The sequence below is a fragment of the Lysobacter stagni genome, from assembly GCF_030053425.1.
Classification (GTDB): domain Bacteria; phylum Pseudomonadota; class Gammaproteobacteria; order Xanthomonadales; family Xanthomonadaceae; genus Lysobacter_J; species Lysobacter_J stagni.
The window spans coordinates 540,043-558,383 of sequence record NZ_JASGBI010000001.1 but is presented as its reverse complement, the minus strand read 5'-3'; the positions used below and the strand labels follow the sequence as shown (position 1 = coordinate 558,383).

Here is an 18,341-nt window from a genome sequence, read left to right as displayed (position 1 = left end):
CCCTCTCCCGCGTGGAGAGGGGACGCGCGCCTCGGTATCGCGGCAACAGCAACCGCGCTACCCGTCCCAGCCCAATCCCACCGTGAAACCGCGTCCCGGTCCCGGTTCGAAGTAGCGCGCGTTGCCTTCGTTGACGATCACCGAGCCCACGTAGTCGCGGTCGAACAGATTGTCCGCGCGCGCGAACGCGTGCCAGCCGGTGTTCGCGGCGCGCCATTGCAGGCGCAGCGCGAAGGTCGCGTAGCCCGGTGAAGCGTCGGTGTTGCGGTCGTCGGTCGGCATGCCGTCGCTGGCGCGCATTTCCAGTGCGGCGACGGTGCGCGCATCGGGCGTGTGCCAGGCCAGTTCGGCGTAGCCGTCGGCACGCGGGATGCCGGGGATGCGATTGCCGGCGTCGACGACCCGCTCCGCGCCGCTGGCCACGCGATACGAGAACGGTTCGGTGAAACGCGCGCGCAGCCAGTTCACGGTGATGGCGTACGTCCACTGCGTCGCCAGCCGTCCGTCCAGTCCGGCTTCGATGCCTTCGCGGCGCGTGCGCCCGGCATTGGCGAAACTCGCGCGGCCGCCGCGGTTGTCGGCCGGAACGATCTCGTCCTCGCCGTCGATGCGATACGTCGAGACACTCGCGTTCGCACGCGCGAAGCGCCAGCGCAGGCCGATCTCCGCGCTGTCGAAATGCGCCGGTTGCAGCGATGTGTTGAGGCCGGCGCTGCCGTCCGGGCGGTAGGCCAGTTCGGTGATGGTAGGCGTCTCGAAGCCGCGTCCGACACTGGCGTACGCCTCGCCCTGCGCGAAGCTGCGCGTGACACCGAATGCTCCCGCGGTTTCGCGGTAATCCAGTTCGCCGCTGTCGTCGCCATTGCCGGGCGCGATGTAGTGATCGTCCGACGAGACATCCAGTCGCGCATGCCGCACCGCGCCCATCGCGGTCCAGTCCGTCGCGAAACGCCACTCGCCCAGCGCGAAGGGCTCGACGCTGCGGACGCGGTTGTCCTCGTCGCGACGAAGCCGGCCACGCAGGCCCAGTTGCTCGCCGACGAAGTTCTCGTAGCCGCGTCGCTGCTCGTCCAGCCAGCCTGCTTCGAGCCCGAGCGTGATCGCGCCGGTATCGCCGCTCCATCGGTGGCCTGCATCCACGCCGCTCGATCGACGGCCCAGGTCGATCACGCCACCGGCACTGCTGGGCGCGCGCTGCGCCGCGACGGGAATCGCGAGGAACTGCACCACATCACGCGTTACGCCGTAGCCGCCGATCCAGTATTCGCGGCCCGGCGCATAGGTGTCTTCCCAGCGTGCGCCGAGTTGCGCGTTGTCGATCTTCTTGCGCGTGTCGAACTGTTCGGCCACGGGGTCGGTGCCGTTCGGGTCGCGCTGCCACTGTGCGCGCGTGAGGCCCAGCGGGTCGTCGGTGTAGGGCTGGCTCAAACCACCGCCGACGATGCGCAGACGCGAATCGGCGTCGGGCGCCCACTGCGCCACACCATCCACCTGCGCGCGCTGCGCCGAACTGTGCGGACGCTCGCCATCGGTGGTGAACCACGAGCCGAGCGCGCGCCATCGCCACGCTTCGTCATCGTTCGCGCCCTCGAAGCCCGCCGAGACGCGCGCGCTGTCATGCGAACCCAGCCAGCCTTCGGCCTGCGCGCCGGGGCCATCGAACGCGGTCTCGCCCACGATCGCGCCACCGGCCGCGTTGCCGTACTGCAGCGCCAGCGGACCACGCAGCACCTGGATTCGATCGAGCGCGCTCAGCGGAAAGCTGGCCGCCTGCCCTTGGCCATCCAGCGCAGACGACGGAATGCCGTCGACGATCAGCTTGATGCCGCGGATGCCGAACGTGGAGCGCGCACCGAAACCGCGGCTCTGCACCTGCAGGTCCTGCGCGTAGTTCTGGCGGTCCAGCACGGTCACGCCGGGCGCGCGCACCAGCGCCTCGGACAACGACACCTGGCGCTGGCCGTCGCGAAGGATGTCGCCGTCGATCACGCTGACCGAACCCGGGAAGCGCGTCAGCGGCTGGCGTGCGCCCACCACCTGCACGGTGTCCAGCGTGGTCGCGCGGTCCTGCGCATGTGCGGGCGCCAAGGCCAGCGCCAAAGCGAGGGCCAGCGCGCTCGCGGCCGGTCGGCGCTCCACGCGCCGTGAAGGTATGCACACACCCCGCCCGATACCGTGTCGGTCGAGGTCGTCATGCAGAGGTGGGGTCATGAAAGCCGCAATCCGCGCAGTGCTCATGCTGGCCATTGTCGCCGTGCCCGTGGTGATCTGGGCGCAGACCACGCCCACCGCACCGCCCGCCGCGGCGACGCAACCCGTGCCCGCGACCCCGGTGATGCCGCCCCCCACGCCGCGCGAGGATCCCTTGCCGATGGACCTGGACGGCGATGGCGTGGTCACCGCCGCCGAACACGCCGCCGGCGCGCGCGCCCTGTTCGAGCACATGGACCTCAACCACGACGAGCGCGTCACCCGCGAAGAGATGATCACGTTCCAGCGCCAGATACTGGGCGCCGCACTGGCGCCGCCGCGGCCGTAATCCGTCTCCCTGGCCGCCGCGCGGCCTGTCCCTCTCCCACAAGGGGAGAGGGCGAACGTACAGGCCTCTCGATGCTCCGCTTTTCCTTCTCCCCTTGCGGGAGAAGGTGCCCGAAGGGCGGAAGAGGGGCCGGCGGCGAAGCCGCCGTTCTCCTCAGTGCTGGCGCGCCACCCCTCTCCCTGGCCACTGCGCGGCCTGTCCCTCTCCCGCAAGGGGAGAGGGTGAGGCACAGGCCGCTCGCGCGGCACTACCGCGCGGCCTGCCGAACGCCCGGCCATGGATGGCCGGGTCGGGCGATCAGGAGCGGAATGCGCCTCGCCATGGATGGCCGCGGCAGCGCGTCGCACCGCGGTCTGCCTTCTAACGAGGCAGAGCACAACATCCGCCAGCGTAGGGATTGCGCCCGCGCAATCCGCCTTTCGTCGCAACGCTGCGGCCCGTTCCACCCGGTCCGGCGACCCGTATCGCCCTGTTAGAATCGAAGCTCTAACCCGTCCCCACACGAGGCGCGGCCAATAGGGGCCGCGATACGCATGACGTCTCTTCACGCTGTCATCAACGACCTGCTCCAGAACGACCCGGATCCGACCGAGACCCGCGAGTGGATCGAGTCCGTCCAGGCCGTCATCGAGCGCGATGGCGCCGAGCGCGCCCACCAGCTGCTCGAAGGCATGGTCGAAGTCACCCGTCGCGCCGGCGCGCACCTGCCGTTCTCGCCGACCACCGAATACATCAACACCATTCCCGCGCACCTGGAGGCCAAGAGCCCCGGCGACCACGCGATGGAATGGCGCATCCGTTCGATCATCCGCTGGAACGCGCTGGCCATGGTCGTGCGCGCCAACCGCAAGCCGGGCGACCTGGGCGGCCACATCGCTTCGTTCGCCTCGGCGGCCACGCTCTATGACGTGGGCTTCAACCACTTCTGGCGCGGCCCGGAAGGCGACCACCCGGGCGACATCATCGGCGTGCAGGGCCACAGCTCGCCGGGCATCTATGCCCGCTCGTTCCTGGAAGGCCGCATAAGCGAATCGCAGCTGGACAACTTCCGCATGGAAGTCGACGGCCGCGGCATCTCGTCGTATCCGCACCCGTGGCTGATGCCGGACTACTGGCAGGTGCCGACCGTGTCGATGGGCCTGGGCCCGCTGGCCGCCATCTACCAGGCGCGCAACTGGAAGTACCTGGAAGGCCGCGGCCTGTTGCCCAAGACCGACCGCAAGGTGTGGGCGTTCCTCGGCGACGGCGAGACGGACGAACCCGAATCGCTCGGCGCCATTTCCGTGGCCGGCCGTGAAGGCCTGGACAACCTGGTCTTCGTCATCAACTGCAACCTGCAGCGACTGGACGGCCCGGTGCGCGGCAACGGCAAGATCATCCAGGAGCTGGAAGGCCAGTTCCGCGGCGCCGGCTGGAATGTCATCAAGACCGTGTGGGGTTCCTACTGGGATCCGCTCCTGGCGCGCGACACCGCCGGCAAGCTGCGCCAGCTGATGATGGAAACCGTCGACGGCGAATACCAGAACTGCAAGGCCTTCGGCGGCAAGTACACGCGCGAGCACTTCTTCAACAAGTATCCGGAAACCGCGCAGCTGGTCGCCAACCTGTCCGACGACGACATCTGGCGCCTCAACCGCGGCGGCCACGACCCGCACAAGGTCTACGCCGCGTACCACGAAGCGGTGAACACCAAGGGCATGCCCACCGTCATCCTGGCCAAGACGGTCAAGGGTTACGGCATGGGCCCGGCCGGTGAGTCGCTCAACCCGACGCACCAGACCAAGAAGCTCGACGACGAAGCCGTGCGCCTGTTCCGCGACCGCTTCAACATCCCGGTGACCGACGCACAACTGGCCGACGGCAAAGTGCCGTTCTTCCACCCGGGCGAGAAGTCGCCGGAAGTGGAATACATGCACGAGCGCCGCAAGGCGCTGGGCGGCTACCTGCCGCAGCGCCGCCGCAAGAGCAGTGAATCGCTGGAGGTGCCGAAGCTGGACGCCTTCGACCGCCTGCTCAAGAGCACCGGCGACCGCGAGATCAGCACCACCATGTCGTTCGTGCAGGCGCTCAACATCGTGCTGCGCGACAAGCAGGTGGGCCCGCGTTGCGTGCCCATCGTCGCCGACGAAGCGCGCACCTTCGGCATGGAAGGCCTGTTCCGCCAGATCGGCATCTACGCGCCGCACGGCCAGAAGTACAAGCCGGTGGATCGCGACCAGCTCATGTACTACCGCGAAGACGCGGCAGGCCAGGTGCTGGAAGAAGGCATCACCGAGGCCGGTGCATTCACCAGCTGGATGGCCGCGGCCACCAGCTACAGCACCAACAACCTGCAGATGCTGCCGTTCTATATCTACTACTCGATGTTCGGCTTCCAGCGCATCGGCGACAGCGCCTGGCAGGCAGCGGACATGCGTGCGCGTGGCTTCCTGCTGGGCGCCACCGCCGGCCGCACCACGCTCAACGGTGAAGGCCTGCAGCACGAAGACGGCCACAGCCACCTGCTGGCCAGCGCCATCCCGAACTGCCGCAGCTACGACCCGACGTTTGGCTTCGAAGTCGCGGTGATCCTGCAGCACGGCATGCAGCGCATGCTCACCGAGCAGCAGGACGAGTATTACTACCTCACCCTGATGAACGAGAACTACGCCCACCCGGACATGCCGGAAGGCGCAAGCGAGGGCATCATCAAGGGCATGTACCTGCTCAAGGACGCCGGCAAGCCCAAGAAGGGCGAGCTGCGCGTGCAACTGATGGGCAGCGGCACCATCCTGCGCGAAGCCATCGCAGCGGCGGAACTGCTGGACAAGGACTTCGGCGTCACCGCCGACATCTGGTCCTGCCCCAGCTTCACCGAACTGGCCCGCGACGGCGAAGACGCCATCCGCACCAACCGCATGAACCCGGAAGGCACGCAGCGCAAGCCGTACGTCACCACGCTGCTGGAAGGCCGCCAGGGCCCGGCGATTGCCGCCACGGACTACGTGCGCACCTTCGCCAACCAGATCCGTGAATTCGTGCCGATGAAGTACACCGTGCTGGGCACCGACGGCTTCGGCCGCAGCGACACCCGCGCCAACCTGCGCCGCCACTTCGAAGTGGACCGCTACTACATCGCCCACGCCGCCATCGCGGCGCTGGCAGCGGAAGGCAAGATGACCGGCAAGGACGTCGCCCGCGCGATCAAGCAGTACAAGATCGACGGGGAAAAGCCGAATCCGATTGGGGTTTGATCGCTAGGAAGTTACGAAAGAGGCGGCCAGTGCCGCCTCTTTTCGTTTGGGTCATTATCAGGAGATGCACTCGGTGAGTTCGCCAAACGACCACATTGAACTGTTCTTGGACCACTACTACAAGCGTCCGATCCCGCCGGGCTATGCGGTGCTCGTCAAAGGTAGGTGGGGGGCCGGGAAGACGTGGTTCATGAAGAGGTCGCTGGCCCAGTTGGAACGGGACGGCGGCAAGGTCTTGCATGTCAGCTTGAATGGGATCACGTCTGTGGATGCCATTGAAGGCGAGATATTCCGGCTTCTGCACCCCGTTCTCGCATCCAAAGGGATGGCGCTTGCGGGGAAGGTGCTGAAGGGTCTTCTTCGGGCGACGATTAAAGTCGACCTGGATGGCAATGGGCGCGACGACGCATCAGTTGCGCCACAACTCCCGGAGATCAAGATTCCAGACTATCTGACAAACACAGAAGGCTTTGTGTTGGTCTTCGACGATATCGAACGCTGCTCGATTCCCATCGCGGAGCTTCTCGGGTACATCAATCATTTCGTCGAGCACTCAGATCTCAAAGTGATCCTTGTTGCCAATGAGGATGAGATCATTCGCCAGGAGGAGATTGAGAGTGCAACGGACCGGCGCGAGCATCGCGCCTACCTAAGGATCAAAGAGAAGCTCATCGGTAAGACCTTTGAGATCGAACCCGAGATCGATGCGGCAGCACGTGCGTTTGTCGGCGAGTTCGCTGACGGACCGGCAAAGAAGTTCTTCAAGCAGAACGACGATAGGATTCGCGAGGTGTTTGCCGAATCTAAGTACCAGAATCTTAGACACCTCCGGCTCGCGCTGTTTGACCTAGAGGATCTGCTCAATCATCTCGCGCCAGATATTCGGGATAGCAGTGCAGTTGTTGCGGAGTTGATTTCTCGATACTTGGCGCTCTCGTTCGAGATAAAGAGCGGTTCTATGGTGCCGGGTGACATCAGAGACCTTTCGCGAGATGGGTACTTGCGCTCCCTTGCGAATGACGAGGGGGCAAGGGGCCATTACGCAAGGGTGTCAAAGAAGTACTCTGGGATCGACTTCGTCGACGAGCCAGTGTCCAACGAGCTCTGGGTCGCGATCTTTGATAAAGGGGTTGTTGACGTCAATGCGATCGAGCAGTCAATTAGGAACAGTCGCTACTTCTCAAGTGAGCAGCAGCCCAGTTGGGTTCGACTGTGGCACGCGTCCAGCCTTACCGACGAAGAGATCTCCGAATTGCTGCCGCAGGTCGCGCATGAACTGAAGAACGGCCTATACACAAGGGCTGGCGAAGTCATGCACGCCTCATGCGTGTTGTTCTGGCTGTCCGACCTTGAAATTCATAAGGAATCAAGGCGCGAGATCCTGGACACAGCCAAGCTGCAGCTAGATCGTTTGCGCGCGGTAGGTCGGCTTTCGTTGGACCAGGACGTGCTGCGGAACATCAGTATGGGAGCGGGCTACGGCGGGCTCGGCTTTCACGATAGAGGCTCCCTGGAGTATCGAGAACTGGTCGCGCATTGGAGTAATAGCGCTGAGGCGGAACGGATCGACCAGTTTCCGAGGCGATCAGAGGAGCTTCTCACTTTGATGAATACTGATTCCGGTGCCTTCTACAGGGCGCTTGTAGTTACAAATGATGGAGATAGCCGCTTCTACGATACGCCATTGCTGAAGTTCATCGCGCCTAGCAGTTTCGTTGACCAGTATTTGGCTATCGCCCCGTCGGACAAGCAGCGGGTGGGCATGACATTCAGAAGGCGATACGAGTTTGAATCGTCTAATCGAATGCTTGTGTCGGAGGCGATCTGGCTTGGTCAAGTATCAGAGCTCCTTAAGGCGCGAGCAGCCAACCTGCGAGGAACAATGGTGGCCAACAATCTTGTCGACCTCGCTAAGCTGATGGCCGATGCGAAGACAGCTCTTGAGTCTATGGAGGAAGTTGGAGGCAGAACGGACGCCGGCGCCGATGCGGCCCGCGCTGAAACGAATGGCAGGAAATGAGTCGGGTTCATTTGCGTTCCATAGGAGGTGGCCCTTCCTCTAGCCCGCAGGATGGGTTTCGCCCGCGAACCCATCACCTCCTCTCGCCGCAGGCCCCATCACTCCCAGCAGACACTGCCCAGTCCGCCGGCAACCGGCCTCGCGCACTTCGTGAGGAAAGGTGGAGTACAGCGAATCCTCACGCATGGTGTGCCCATGCTTCACCGGGTTGAACTACGTGTAGTCCATGCAGCGTCGGAGGTCTTCTGCGTCGCGTATCAGGTGCCCAGCCAGCGTGGCCCGGGCAAGCGCAGCGCACCCGGGTTAACGTCCCGCATCAAGCCTTAAGCCTGTGTTCCCGATGCCATCGCAAGTAGGTGGCATGCGGCCTCCATTCCGGATGCTCCGGCAGCAGCAACCTCCGCTCCGCACGGATCAACTTATCCAAGTCATCCGGGCCATGCGGCGATAGCAGGATGCGGTAGTCGTCGTCGAACGAGATCAGGCCGCGGTCGAACAGCCAGTGCGCGGTGCCGGTGAGGGCGATGCCGTTGCGGACGGTGTCGGGGCCGTCTTGTTCCACCGGGCGAATATGAGCGGCCTGTACTTCGGGGCGGCCGCCGCCGTTGATGAGGCGAAGGCCCGTGACGGCGCAGGTGTTGTTGTAAGCGTTACGCACGTGACGACGGAAAGCGGCGTCGCGGAACTTGCGAGACACCACCTGTTCGATGATGGGGCGCGTGACGTACTCGGGCACCGGCTCTGCGATGCGGTCGGCTTGCTCCCATGCCGTGAGGGGCGCGGTCATGCCAACCTGCAAGATGCGCTCGAACTCGTCACGCGGGATCAGTCGCACCGAGCGACCGAATGCGCCCTTGTTGGTCGAGCCATCGTCCTTCTTAAGTCCCGACTCGTAGTAGAGGCCGCCCTGCTCGCGGAACGGGACGGCGCGATCGAACTCAAGGAACTGGCTCAGATAAGCGTAGAAGTGGTCCGGGCGCGTAGTGTCGGCTTCAATCCGGTCCAGGCGCGCCATGGCGAAGTACGCCTGTCGTCCGGTGGCGCTGTTCGGACCCGTCGTGCGGCGGGGCTCGTAATAGACGATCAGGTCGCCCACCGCCTGCTGGGCGTGGGCGAGATACGTCTTGGGAAAGTGGTACCAACGCTCGATCTGATCGTCGTACGCGGAGCTTTCCGATGTGGTGAAGACGGCATTGGCCATGGCGTTCTCCTCCCGACCAGGGTACCAGGCCACGCGCGACAAACTCTCTCGAGAAGAGGAGCTTGAAGCGTTGATCTGTGCCGGTGCCGTCCGGAGACTTAGCACTCAAGGAGCGTCGAAACTCCGATTGGTAGCGGAACCCACCTCCGTTATTCCGGTGGGTTTTTTACGCCCGACGTCTGGGCGTCCGACGCAAGAAGCTCCGCGTCGGGAGGGCGGCGAATACAAGACCTCGCGAGAGGAAATAAGCCCGGCCGACTGCCACGGTTTTCGAACCTCCCGACACCTTGCGTCCGCATCCCGCGGCGCAAGCCGGCTGGTTTGCTGGAGACCCACGATGCAAAAGGACGTTTGCCAATCCCCCGCCGCGTTCGCCGGCGTGCTGTTGCCCGACTTTGCGCACCACCGGCTGGTGCAGGCGCGCGATCAGTTGTTGCTGCTGGCACAACTCGCCGAGCGGCGGGGTGAGTCGGCCTCGCACGAGTTGCGTATTCCGCCCGACGCGCTGGCCGAGACCTTCGAGCGCATCGCGCTCTACCTGGACGAGGTGCTCGGCGCGGTGCGCGAGGCGCCGCCGTAACGCCCGACGTCAACGTCGACTTTCAGAGACGTCGCGAATGCCCGGTCCGCCGTTACTCGCAGCCCACACCGTCGCCGTCGCGGTCCAGGTGGCGGCCGTATCCGGGGTCGCCGCGTCGCACGGGGGCGGCACCTGCGGCGCGGGCCTCACTGCAGTTGCGGAAGCCGACACTGCGCGCGTCGGCGGGCTGCAGCGTGTGGGTGAATGAGGCGGGGCGCGCGTCGTTCGACGGTGCCGCGGACGCGCCGCGGTGGCAGTGGTAGCCACCGTTCTTGCGGTCGTGGTGGCAGCCGTTGCGGTCGAGGCCGCCGCCGTGTGCCCAGGTGACGTCGGCACAGGCGAGCGCCAGCGCCGCGATGATCCATTTCCCCATGGCCGTCCCCCCGTTCGGCTGGCAGGGAGGGTAACGCAGGAAACGGCCGCGGGCGGCACGCACCACCTGTCCAAGCGACGACCGGCGCACGCGAGCGGCCGCACCGGTGCTAACGGGCGCATCCCGTGCCGACGACATGCCTACCACCGCGGCGCGCTGTTGCCGGTTGCGGTGGAGAACACGGCCATCGCGTGCGGCTTTCGACGACGCGTCGTCCGCGCTCACGGCGCCGTGTCATCGCCGAAGCGATACCGCACCGCCAGCGACGCGAACGCGGCAGAGGCGGCATCGGTGTCGATGCGTGCGCCGGTGTCGTCCTCGAAGTCGTGGTGGCGGTCGAACTCGCTGCCCAGCTGCAACGCGAGCTGCCAGCCGCCGGCGAAGGACCAGTCGGCGGCGAGTGCGGCGCGCCAGGCTTCGGCGGTGTAATCGAATTCGGCGCCGTCGCGTTCGTCGCTGACGACATGCCAGCGTGCGCCGGCCGGTGCGATCTCCACGCCCAGGCGCCAACGTTCGTTCGGCCACCAGTTCGCGCTCGCCTGCGGCCATCCGACTTCGACGGACAGGTTCGACTGGCGATAGACCGCGGCGACCAGCGGCCACGCTTGCGGGTCGCCGAAGCGGTCGTCGTAGCCGGCGCCCAGTCGCCAGCCCCAGCCCGAGTCGGGCACGCGCTCTACGGCGATGCGGCCGTAGAGATTGAAGTCGTCGCCGGTGCTGCGGGAGAACAGGTCCTTCATGATGTTGGACGACGTGGCGACGGTCGGCTGCGCGGTGATGCGCAGCGTCCAGGTGTCGCCGTAGCGCCAGTCCAGTGGCACCGCGAGGCGATGCAGGTCGCGGTCGCGGGTGTCGAGCCCGGTGTAGTCGTAGTGCGTGTAGAGGTAGTCGGCGCCAACACCAAACTGCCCGCCGCCGAGTGCGAACCACGGCGTCTGCACCTGCAGGCCGGATTCGCGCCCGGACATCTCGGCGTCGCCCAGCGCGGCTTCCTGCAACTGCAGGTAATGCAGGTCGATGAGCCAGTCGCGCGCGTGCGCCGTCGCCGTCGGCGCAAGGCCGAGCACGACAGCAGCCAGCAGGAGCCGGGAGCGGATCACGCATGGGTTCCGGGCGATGCAGGCCGAGGATAGCGCCGGAGCCCGAAGGCGGATGTCTGCGCGCATTCAGGCGCGCAACTACCTGGCCGCCCTGCTGCACGGACTGCCTTGCCCGTGCCAGGCGGCGCCGGATCCCAACCGGCGCTTGAACGAATCGCCAGACGCAGGACGAAACGTAGCCGCCCGCCGGTGTTTCGCGTTTCGTCGTCGGCTACCCTTGCCCCCGCCATGCCGCCGAAGCGAATCGGCGCATGCGATTCCCCCATGCATGGAGAGCAGGATGAAGTCGATCGCACGCTTTGCGTTTCTCGCTTCCGTCTCGATGTTCGCGCCCGCGCACGCTGCGCCGGGTGCACTACAGCAAACCCCGGACACCTACGCCCTCGCCGGCCAGCGCATCACCATCGCGCCCGGTCGTGCATTGAACCTGCGTTGTATCGGCGACGGGCCGCGCACGGTGCTTCTGGAAGCCGGTGGAAATGCCGATTCCACCACCTGGTTCCGCGTGCAGGCGCTGCTGTCGCCGCAGGCGCGCGTGTGCGCGTACGACCGCGCCGGTTACGGGTTCAGCGATGAAGGGCCAATGCCGCGCGACCTCAACGCCGACGTCGCCGATCTCGCCGCGCTCATCCAGGCAGCCAGGTTCAAGACGCCAATCGTGCTGGTGGGTCACTCGCTCGGCAGCAACATCGTGCGTCGCTATGCACAGCTGCATCCGAAGAACGTGAGCGCGCTGGTGCTGGTCGATCCGCCGGAGCAGGGCGCCGACGCGCTGCTTCCCGCTGCGTGGAAACAACAAGGCGAGGCCGGCCTCGTCCAGCGCAACGCCTTCCTCGATGCCTGCCTGAAGGCTGCCGAAGCCGGCACGCTGGACAAGGCCGAAGGCCCGCTGTCGTCGTGCCTGCGTGCGCCGCCGCCGTGGCAGAGCGCGCCCGTGGCGGCCGCGTCGCGTGCCTACAAGCTCAAGCCTGCCTACTGGCGAACACTGCGCTCCGAGCTCGATGCCAACACCGCGATCTTCGCCGCGCCCGTTGCCGCGGACGAGTCGCATGGTGCGAAGCCTGTCATCGTCCTCACCGCATCCAACGACGTGCCCGGCGTGCCGGACGATGTGCGCAAGGCACTGCAAACGGCACGCGAGCAGACGCAGGCGCGATTGGCGGCCACCTCGAAGAAGGGGCGACGCGTTGCCGTGCCGGAGGCCTCGCACGAGATCCAGATCGACGCACCGGAGGCGGTGGCAAAGGCGGTGATCGAGGTGCTTTCACCACGGTAGTGGCACGGCCGCCCGGGTGGCGTCGAGGGCGGCCATCGGCGCGCGTGTTGCTTCCATCCATCCAGCCCGCTCGCGCGGGACCGGGCCAACCGGCACAATGCAGCCGGCACAACGGACTGGGGGAATGCCATGCAACACGCGCGCACGAAGACATCGAATTTCAAGCCGCTGCGTACCATCGCCGCGATCGCGCTGCTTCTGTTGGCCGGCATGCTGCCGGCGACAGCCAAGGATGCCGAGACGGCGGAAGCGTTCGTCGCGCGGTCCGGCAAGGCGGTGCAGGAGAAGGGGCCGGGCGTCGTCGCGGACTTCATGCATCCTGACGAACTGGCCCGCTTCAAGTCGATGATGGCGCCGATCCTGGCCATGCCCGAGGGGCCCCAGGCGGACCTCATGGCACGCGCGATGTTCGGGCCGCAAGCCACGGCCGACTCCATCGCCAAGCTCGCGCCCGCCGACTTCATGCGCGCGCTGCTGGAAGGCACCATGATGAAGCCCGGCATGACCCTCAAAGTGGGCGAAACGCAGGTGCTGGGCTCGGTGAAGGAGGGCGACACGGTGCACGTGGTCACGCGCTCCTCGGCCACCGTCAACGAGGTCACCCTGACCAGCATGGAGGTCGTGAGCGTGCGTCCCAACGGCGACGGCTGGGGCATGTTGCTCACCGGCAACCTGGAAGGCATGGGCCAGATGATGCGTGCCGCGGCGGCCAAGCAGGGCACACCGGCGCCTGCACCGCGCAGCGTCGAGACGCCGCCCAAGCACTGACATTCGCCTTCGCACGCGGGCTTGCGGTTGGCCGACCGTGGCCACGGGTGCGCTGCGCTCACCCGGGCTACGTGGCTACCCGGCGAAGGCATTGATTACGCCAGTAGTACCCCGGGAGTCTTGGAGGTGCTGATGTATTTCGCCTGCCCGGTTGGCGAAGTCATGTGGGCAGCGCGGTGTGAGGGGTTACTCAAACCTTCCCACGGGTGCATAGCGCTCCATGACGTCATCGGTGACGCCATACCCCGTCCACTTCAATCGCGAGCTATGCACCCAACCCTCGGTTTCCCTTCCGGTCCTTGTGTTCTGGTAGTGAACATACGTGAAGTCACCGGAAGCCCAGGTTGCAATCAGCAGCTCGCCGGACAAAACAAAGACTCCCTTCGTTGGGCATTCATCGTTCGGCGCACTGTAGAAGGGCACACGTCCCTCTCCTACGGTCACCTTGCCTGCCTCGCTGCCTAGCAGTGCCTGCCCAGAGACGACCGCTCCGTTGTGAACCGCATCGCAGTCCGCAGCCATTGCGCCCGGAGCGATCACTCCGAGCAATAGCGCCGTCAAGAGTCTCGCGACCATTGCTACATCCAGTTTCAGTGAATTGATCGAGTTTCGAGATTCTGCTCCGACGTAGATATCAGACGGTTCTCAGTTGAAAGGCCGTAAGCCAATACGCGCCTTCGCGCGTACAGCAAAGCTGTAGACCCGCGTGATGAATGGGCTGAAGGCCGGCATCGGGCTCGCGATGCTCGGGTTGCCGTGACGCGGGTCTTCGGAGGCGCGTTCACGCTGGTGACCATCGTCCGGCGGTGGATGGGGCGGGGTGCAGGCGCCAACGCCTGACGCTTCGCCTTGAAAGGCTATCAGGAATGAAACACGCGACGGCATGCGTACGCACGTCGCTTGCCACCAACATCCATGCCACGTCGCGCCCTTCTGTCGGTCGCGACGCATGACGGGGTCATGTAGTGCGCCGTTCCGCGTTATCGGCATATGCGCCCCGACGCGGCGCGCCTCCTTCCCCCCAAAGGACATTGTCATGAATCCGTCGATCCACGCTGTCCGGCGTCCCGTGCGCCGTTGGCGGCTTGCTGCCGCGCTCACACTCGCCATCGCCCTGCCAGTGCAGGCCGATTCGGTGACCGACTGGAATGCACTGGCCAGTGGGCCCACCGTGGGGCCGCGTTTCGGTGGGCCGCAGCAGCAGAGCCGCGTGATGGCGATCGTGCAGATCGCCGTGCACGACGCGCTTAACAGCATCGATGCGCGCTACGAGTCGTACAACACCATTCCGCACGCAGCCCCGGGCGCGTCGCCGGATGCCGCGGTGGCCGCGGCCGCGCACACCACGTTGCTGGCGATGCTCAATGCATTGCCGCCACCGCCGTCGCCAGCCGAGGCCACGGCGCGCACCAACGCCATCAACGCGATCAACGCCGCCTACGCCACCGCCATCGGGCCCGGTGCGCCCAGCGCGAGCGAAGCGGCGGGCATCGCCGCCGGCGAAGCCGCCGCGACGGCGATGCTCGCGCTGCGTTATGCCGACAACGGCATGGGCGGCCTGATGCCGACCGATGGATCCGGCACACCCAACTCGCCGCCGTATGCGCTGCCGCCCGGACCGGGCGTGCACCAGCCGACGCCGGCGCCGGAGTTCCCCGCGAGCACCACGCCGCAGTTCACCGGCTGGCCGTACGTCACGCCGTTCGCGGTGACCAGCGCCACGCAGTTCCGTGCGCCGAAGGGAACCATCCTCAACCTGCGCAGCGCGCAATACGCCAGCGAGTACAACCTGGTGAAGAGCGTGGGCGACGCACGCGTGCGCGGCGCCGCGCCGGATTCGGAGATGAGCGACATCCCGCGCTTCTGGGCGGGCGGCGCACTGGAGTGGAACGCCAACGTGCGCCTGGCCACGGCCAACCGCGGCCTGGACCGTTGGCAGAACGCACGCCTGTTCGCGCTGGTCGACATGGCCATCGCGGACGCGTTCATCACCAACATGGAGAGCAAGTACCTCTACAACTTCTGGCGTCCCGTCACCGCCATCCGCTGGCCGGACGACGGCAACCCGAACACGCGCAGCGATCCGTTCTGGCGGCCGTTCCTGCAGACGCCGCCGTACCCGGACTACCCGTGCGCCTCCACGTCCGCCACGGGCGCGGCCGCGCAGATGCTGCGCCGCTATTTCCAGACCAACGCCATCGGCTTCACCCGCACCATCAACGCGCCGGCCGCACCGCTGCCGCCGCCGATGGCGGAGCTGCCCATCAAGGCGATCACGCGCACGTACAAGACGCTGTCGCAGGCCGAGACCGAACAGGCGATGGGCCGCGTCTACGCCGGTATCCACTACCCGGAAGGCTGCTTCGCCGGCCTGCACCTGGGCAACGAAGTGGCGGACTGGGTGTACGCGCGGTACCTGCGCCCGTGAATGCGTGACTTCGGATGCACTCGCTACCGCGGCCCTGGGGCCCTTCAGGGCCGCGGTATGATGAGGCGAAGTCACGGGAAAGAGCCTGCAGTCATGGCAAAAGCGAATCCGCTACAGGAACAGTTGCTCAAGGCGGGGCTCGTCAAGAAGTCCAAGGTTGCCGAGGTCGCGCGCGAGCAGAACAAGGCCCGGCACGCCAAGGGACCGGCCCAGACCAACGAAGCCCGTCTCGAAGCTGAGCGCGAACGGGCCCTCAAGGCCGAGCGGGACCGCGCACTCGAAGCCGAGCGCAAGGTGCACAAGCGCATCACCGAACTTCGCGCGCAGGCGCGGCAGATCATCCAGGACCGGAAGGTGCCGCGCACCGGCGAGACCGAATACCGCTTCACCGTGGACGGCGTCATCCAGACGCTGCTGCTCGACGCGGACCTTCGCAAGAAGGTGTCCTCCGGCGTCCTCGTGATCGCCCGACTGGACGAGCGCTTCGAGCTGTTGCCGCGCGCCGCCGCCGATAAGGTGCGCGAGCGCGACGCCAGCATGATCGTGGTGGATCACGGCCAGGCGGCGGACGCCGAGCCCGCGGCCGGCAATGCCGAAGACGATGCGTACTACGCGCAGTTCAAGGTGCCGGACGACCTGATCTGGTGATCTTTAGGCGCGCTGTGTCGGGCAGCGCGCCTGATTGTCGAAGAGCATCGTCGGCGAGCGGGCGGGATGTTCGTCTGCTCTCTCGCATTGCTGAGAACACCGCCGGGTGGGAGCGCGCGACCTGATCCCATCGCGCCATGATCCGACTGCGCGGCGCACGGGCCAGCCGCCGCCGCGAATTCACTGCCGCTTCACTGCCCGGCGCGACACTCTCGCCTCGCCGATCCCACAACGGCGAGCGGAGGCGGTATGAACGTCAGGCTGCATGCATTTGCACTTTGTCTCGTACTGGTTCTTCCCGCAGCACCCGGCGTCATGGCCCAGACCGTCGGCCGCTCGGAGGTCGGCACCGCCCGTTCCGTGGAGTGGGGCAAGGTGCGGCGCGTACTGGCAGTGAACATCCAGAACGATAACCGCGGCGTCGGAACGGCAACCGGTGCGGCGCTGGGCGGCATCGCGGGCAGCACCATCGGCGGCGGGCGACGCGCGAACACGGCCGGTGCCGTGGCCGGTGCCGTCGCGGGCGGCGCGGTGGGGAACCGGATGGCGCGCGGCGGGCGACAGGGCATCGAAGTTACCGTCGAGCTGGAGTCCGGGCGGACCATCGCGGTCACACAGGAAGGCTCGGTGAACGAGTTCCGCGTGGGCGATCGCGTGCAGGTTTCGTCGGATGGAGCCAACACGCGGGTAAGCCGTTGACGATCTGACCTCACACGGCTCGCCTCGCTCGTCGGGGCGCCGTCTGTCCGGGGAGGGAACCGCACATGCGCTACAAGGCACTGCTTCTGGCGAGCGCACTGCTTGCATCGGGTTGCGGCGGCAATCCGCAGCCCGACACGCGCGCGCAGGTCGAGACCGCACCGGCCGCCAGCAACGACACCGCGTCCGCGCCGGCACCTCCGCCTGCGCAGACCAGCGTGCTGTTCAAGAACGTCCGCGTCTTCAATGGCGTCGATCCGGTGCTGCAAAGCGCCACCAACGTGCTGGTGCGCGGCAATCGCATCGTCAGCATCGGCACCGGCGATGTGCCGACGGAAGCCGGAATGACCGTCATCGACGGCGGCGGGCGCACGCTGATGCCAGGGCTGATCGACATGCACTGGCACTCCATGGCGGTGCGGCCGACCATCGCCGTCGCCATGACCGCCACGGCGGGCTACCTGAACCTGATGGCGGGCGCGGAAGCGTCCGATACCCTGCAGCGTGGCTTCACCACGATTCGCGACGTGGGCGGCAATTCGTTCGGGTTGAAACGCGCCATCGACGAGGGTTGGCAGGCCGGTCCGCGCATCTATCCGTCCGGCGCCATCATCAGCGTGACGGGCGGGCACGGCGACTTCCGCAGCCCGATCGAGTTGCCGCGAACGCTGGGCGTGTCCGAATCCCGCACGGAAGTCCTGGGCGACACGGCCATCGCCGACACGCCCGACGAAGTGCGCATCCGCGTGCGCGAGCAGCTCATGCACGGCGCGTCGCAGATCAAGCTCACCGCCGGCGGCGGCGTTTCTTCGCCGCACAGTCCGCTGGACGTGGTGACGTTCAGTCCGGAAGAGCTGCGGGCGGCCGTGGTGGCCGCGGGCAACTGGGGCACCTACGTGACCGCGCACGCCTACACCCCCGACGCGATGAGGCAGGCGGTGAATGCCGGCGTGCTCTGCATCGAGCACGGCAACCTGATGGACGATGCCACCGCGCAACTGCTTGCGACCAAGGGCACCTGGCTGAGCATCCAGCCGCTTCCGGAAGAACTGCTCCGCGCATTCCCACCGGACTCCGAAGAATATGCAAAGGGCAGGGAGGTGCTGACGGGCACCGACCATGCCTATCAGCTGGCGAAGAAGTACAAGCTCAAGACGGCGTTCGGAACCGACGTGCTGTTCTCCGCGGCGCTGGCGCGCCGGCAGGGTCAGCTGCTGGCCAGCCTGACCAAGTGGTACACCCCAGCCGAAGCGCTCATCATGGCCACCAGCACCAACGCGCAGCTGCTGGCGCTGTCGGGAAAGCGCAATCCTTACCCCGGCAAGCTCGGCGTGGTGGAAGAAGGCGCGATGGCCGATCTGCTCCTGGTGGACGGCGACCCACTGTCGGACATCCAGCTCATCACCGACCCCGCCAAGAACTTCGTGGTGATCGTGAAGAACGGGCGAATCTTCAAGAACACCACCCGCTAGGATT

The 18,341-nt window shown here is 66.3% G+C and carries 14 protein-coding genes; 10 read left to right on the top strand and 4 right to left on the bottom strand.

All coding sequences use genetic code 11. The features are described 5' to 3' along the window. Positions 1 to 57 precede the first annotated feature (57 nt). On the bottom strand, positions 58 to 2,139 hold the full coding sequence (locus QLQ15_RS02530; protein WP_283211291.1) for a TonB-dependent receptor family protein: 2,082 nt from the start codon (positions 2,137 to 2,139) through the stop codon (positions 58 to 60). Positions 2,140 to 2,209: 70 nt separating this feature from the next. On the opposite strand from QLQ15_RS02530, the gene QLQ15_RS02525 reads away from it, so the two are divergent. The 3 genes from QLQ15_RS02525 to QLQ15_RS02515 all read left to right on the top strand — a co-directional run bounded on the left by QLQ15_RS02525 (position 2,210) and on the right by QLQ15_RS02515 (position 7,792). Beyond that, positions 2,210 to 2,539, top strand: a complete 330-nt coding sequence (locus QLQ15_RS02525) for an EF-hand domain-containing protein (protein WP_283211290.1) — start codon at positions 2,210 to 2,212, stop codon at positions 2,537 to 2,539. A gap of 533 nt (positions 2,540 to 3,072) precedes the next feature. Beyond that, entirely contained in the window at positions 3,073 to 5,772 is a 2,700-nt protein-coding gene (aceE, locus tag QLQ15_RS02520; protein ID WP_283211289.1) for a pyruvate dehydrogenase (acetyl-transferring), homodimeric type, read from the top strand. A 73-nt stretch (positions 5,773 to 5,845) separates the two neighbouring features. Beyond that, positions 5,846 to 7,792: a P-loop NTPase fold protein gene (locus QLQ15_RS02515; RefSeq protein WP_283211288.1), complete on the top strand. Its 1,947-nt coding sequence runs from the start codon at positions 5,846 to 5,848 to the stop codon at positions 7,790 to 7,792. 316 nt (positions 7,793 to 8,108) lie between these two features. On the opposite strand, the gene QLQ15_RS02510 is transcribed toward QLQ15_RS02515, so the two are convergent. Further along, positions 8,109 to 8,993, bottom strand: coding sequence for an HNH endonuclease (locus QLQ15_RS02510; protein WP_283211287.1), 885 nt, complete (start codon positions 8,991 to 8,993; stop codon positions 8,109 to 8,111). A gap of 337 nt (positions 8,994 to 9,330) precedes the next feature. On the opposite strand from QLQ15_RS02510, the gene QLQ15_RS02505 reads away from it, so the two are divergent. Then, complete coding sequence (locus QLQ15_RS02505) at positions 9,331 to 9,573, top strand: XAC0095 family protein (RefSeq protein ID WP_283211286.1); 243 nt, start codon at positions 9,331 to 9,333, stop codon at positions 9,571 to 9,573. A gap of 52 nt (positions 9,574 to 9,625) precedes the next feature. Here the strand turns inward: QLQ15_RS02505 and QLQ15_RS02500 are convergent, their stop codons facing one another. Together QLQ15_RS02500 and QLQ15_RS02495 are read right to left on the bottom strand one after the other, a co-directional pair. Next, positions 9,626 to 9,946: an excalibur calcium-binding domain-containing protein gene (locus tag QLQ15_RS02500; protein ID WP_283211285.1), complete on the bottom strand. Its 321-nt coding sequence runs from the start codon at positions 9,944 to 9,946 to the stop codon at positions 9,626 to 9,628. A 221-nt stretch (positions 9,947 to 10,167) separates the two neighbouring features. Beyond that, positions 10,168 to 11,046 carry a hypothetical protein gene (locus QLQ15_RS02495; RefSeq protein WP_283211284.1) on the bottom strand — a complete coding sequence of 293 codons (879 nt, stop codon included), beginning with the start codon at positions 11,044 to 11,046 and terminating at the stop codon, positions 10,168 to 10,170. A 280-nt stretch (positions 11,047 to 11,326) separates the two neighbouring features. Between QLQ15_RS02495 and QLQ15_RS02490 the strand changes: the two genes are divergently transcribed. The 6 genes from QLQ15_RS02490 (at position 11,327) to QLQ15_RS02465 (ending at position 18,337) form a co-directional block, all read left to right on the top strand. Beyond that, positions 11,327 to 12,322, top strand: a complete 996-nt coding sequence (locus tag QLQ15_RS02490) for an alpha/beta fold hydrolase (protein WP_283211283.1) — start codon at positions 11,327 to 11,329, stop codon at positions 12,320 to 12,322. Positions 12,323 to 12,451: 129 nt separating this feature from the next. Beyond that, the gene (locus QLQ15_RS02485; RefSeq protein ID WP_283211282.1) at positions 12,452 to 13,090 is read left to right on the top strand and encodes a hypothetical protein; all 639 of its coding nucleotides are present in this window, start codon (positions 12,452 to 12,454) and stop codon (positions 13,088 to 13,090) included. A gap of 1,036 nt (positions 13,091 to 14,126) precedes the next feature. Then, positions 14,127 to 15,518 (top strand): vanadium-dependent haloperoxidase, encoded by a 1,392-nt coding sequence (locus tag QLQ15_RS02480; RefSeq protein WP_283211281.1) that lies wholly within the window; start codon positions 14,127 to 14,129, stop codon positions 15,516 to 15,518. 93 nt (positions 15,519 to 15,611) lie between these two features. After that, positions 15,612 to 16,166 carry a DUF2058 domain-containing protein gene (locus QLQ15_RS02475; RefSeq protein WP_283211280.1) on the top strand — a complete coding sequence of 185 codons (555 nt, stop codon included), beginning with the start codon at positions 15,612 to 15,614 and terminating at the stop codon, positions 16,164 to 16,166. A gap of 249 nt (positions 16,167 to 16,415) precedes the next feature. Then, complete coding sequence (locus QLQ15_RS02470) at positions 16,416 to 16,865, top strand: outer membrane lipoprotein (RefSeq protein WP_283211279.1); 450 nt, start codon at positions 16,416 to 16,418, stop codon at positions 16,863 to 16,865. 65 nt (positions 16,866 to 16,930) lie between these two features. Then, positions 16,931 to 18,337 (top strand): metal-dependent hydrolase family protein, encoded by a 1,407-nt coding sequence (locus QLQ15_RS02465; protein WP_283211278.1) that lies wholly within the window; start codon positions 16,931 to 16,933, stop codon positions 18,335 to 18,337. Positions 18,338 to 18,341 lie beyond the last annotated feature (4 nt).

Coding starts and splice junctions, on each gene's coding strand:
- QLQ15_RS02525 (WP_283211290.1), top strand. CDS start 2,210: ATGAAAGCCGCAATCCGCGCAGTGCTCATGCTGGCCATTGTCGCCGTG.
- QLQ15_RS02470 (WP_283211279.1), top strand. CDS start 16,416: ATGAACGTCAGGCTGCATGCATTTGCACTTTGTCTCGTACTGGTTCTT.
- QLQ15_RS02490 (WP_283211283.1), top strand. CDS start 11,327: ATGAAGTCGATCGCACGCTTTGCGTTTCTCGCTTCCGTCTCGATGTTC.
- QLQ15_RS02475 (WP_283211280.1), top strand. CDS start 15,612: ATGGCAAAAGCGAATCCGCTACAGGAACAGTTGCTCAAGGCGGGGCTC.
- QLQ15_RS02505 (WP_283211286.1), top strand. CDS start 9,331: ATGCAAAAGGACGTTTGCCAATCCCCCGCCGCGTTCGCCGGCGTGCTG.
- aceE (WP_283211289.1), top strand. CDS start 3,073: ATGACGTCTCTTCACGCTGTCATCAACGACCTGCTCCAGAACGACCCG.
- QLQ15_RS02485 (WP_283211282.1), top strand. CDS start 12,452: ATGCAACACGCGCGCACGAAGACATCGAATTTCAAGCCGCTGCGTACC.
- QLQ15_RS02480 (WP_283211281.1), top strand. CDS start 14,127: ATGAATCCGTCGATCCACGCTGTCCGGCGTCCCGTGCGCCGTTGGCGG.
- QLQ15_RS02500 (WP_283211285.1), bottom strand. CDS start 9,946: ATGGGGAAATGGATCATCGCGGCGCTGGCGCTCGCCTGTGCCGACGTC.
- QLQ15_RS02510 (WP_283211287.1), bottom strand. CDS start 8,993: ATGGCCAATGCCGTCTTCACCACATCGGAAAGCTCCGCGTACGACGAT.
- QLQ15_RS02465 (WP_283211278.1), top strand. CDS start 16,931: ATGCGCTACAAGGCACTGCTTCTGGCGAGCGCACTGCTTGCATCGGGT.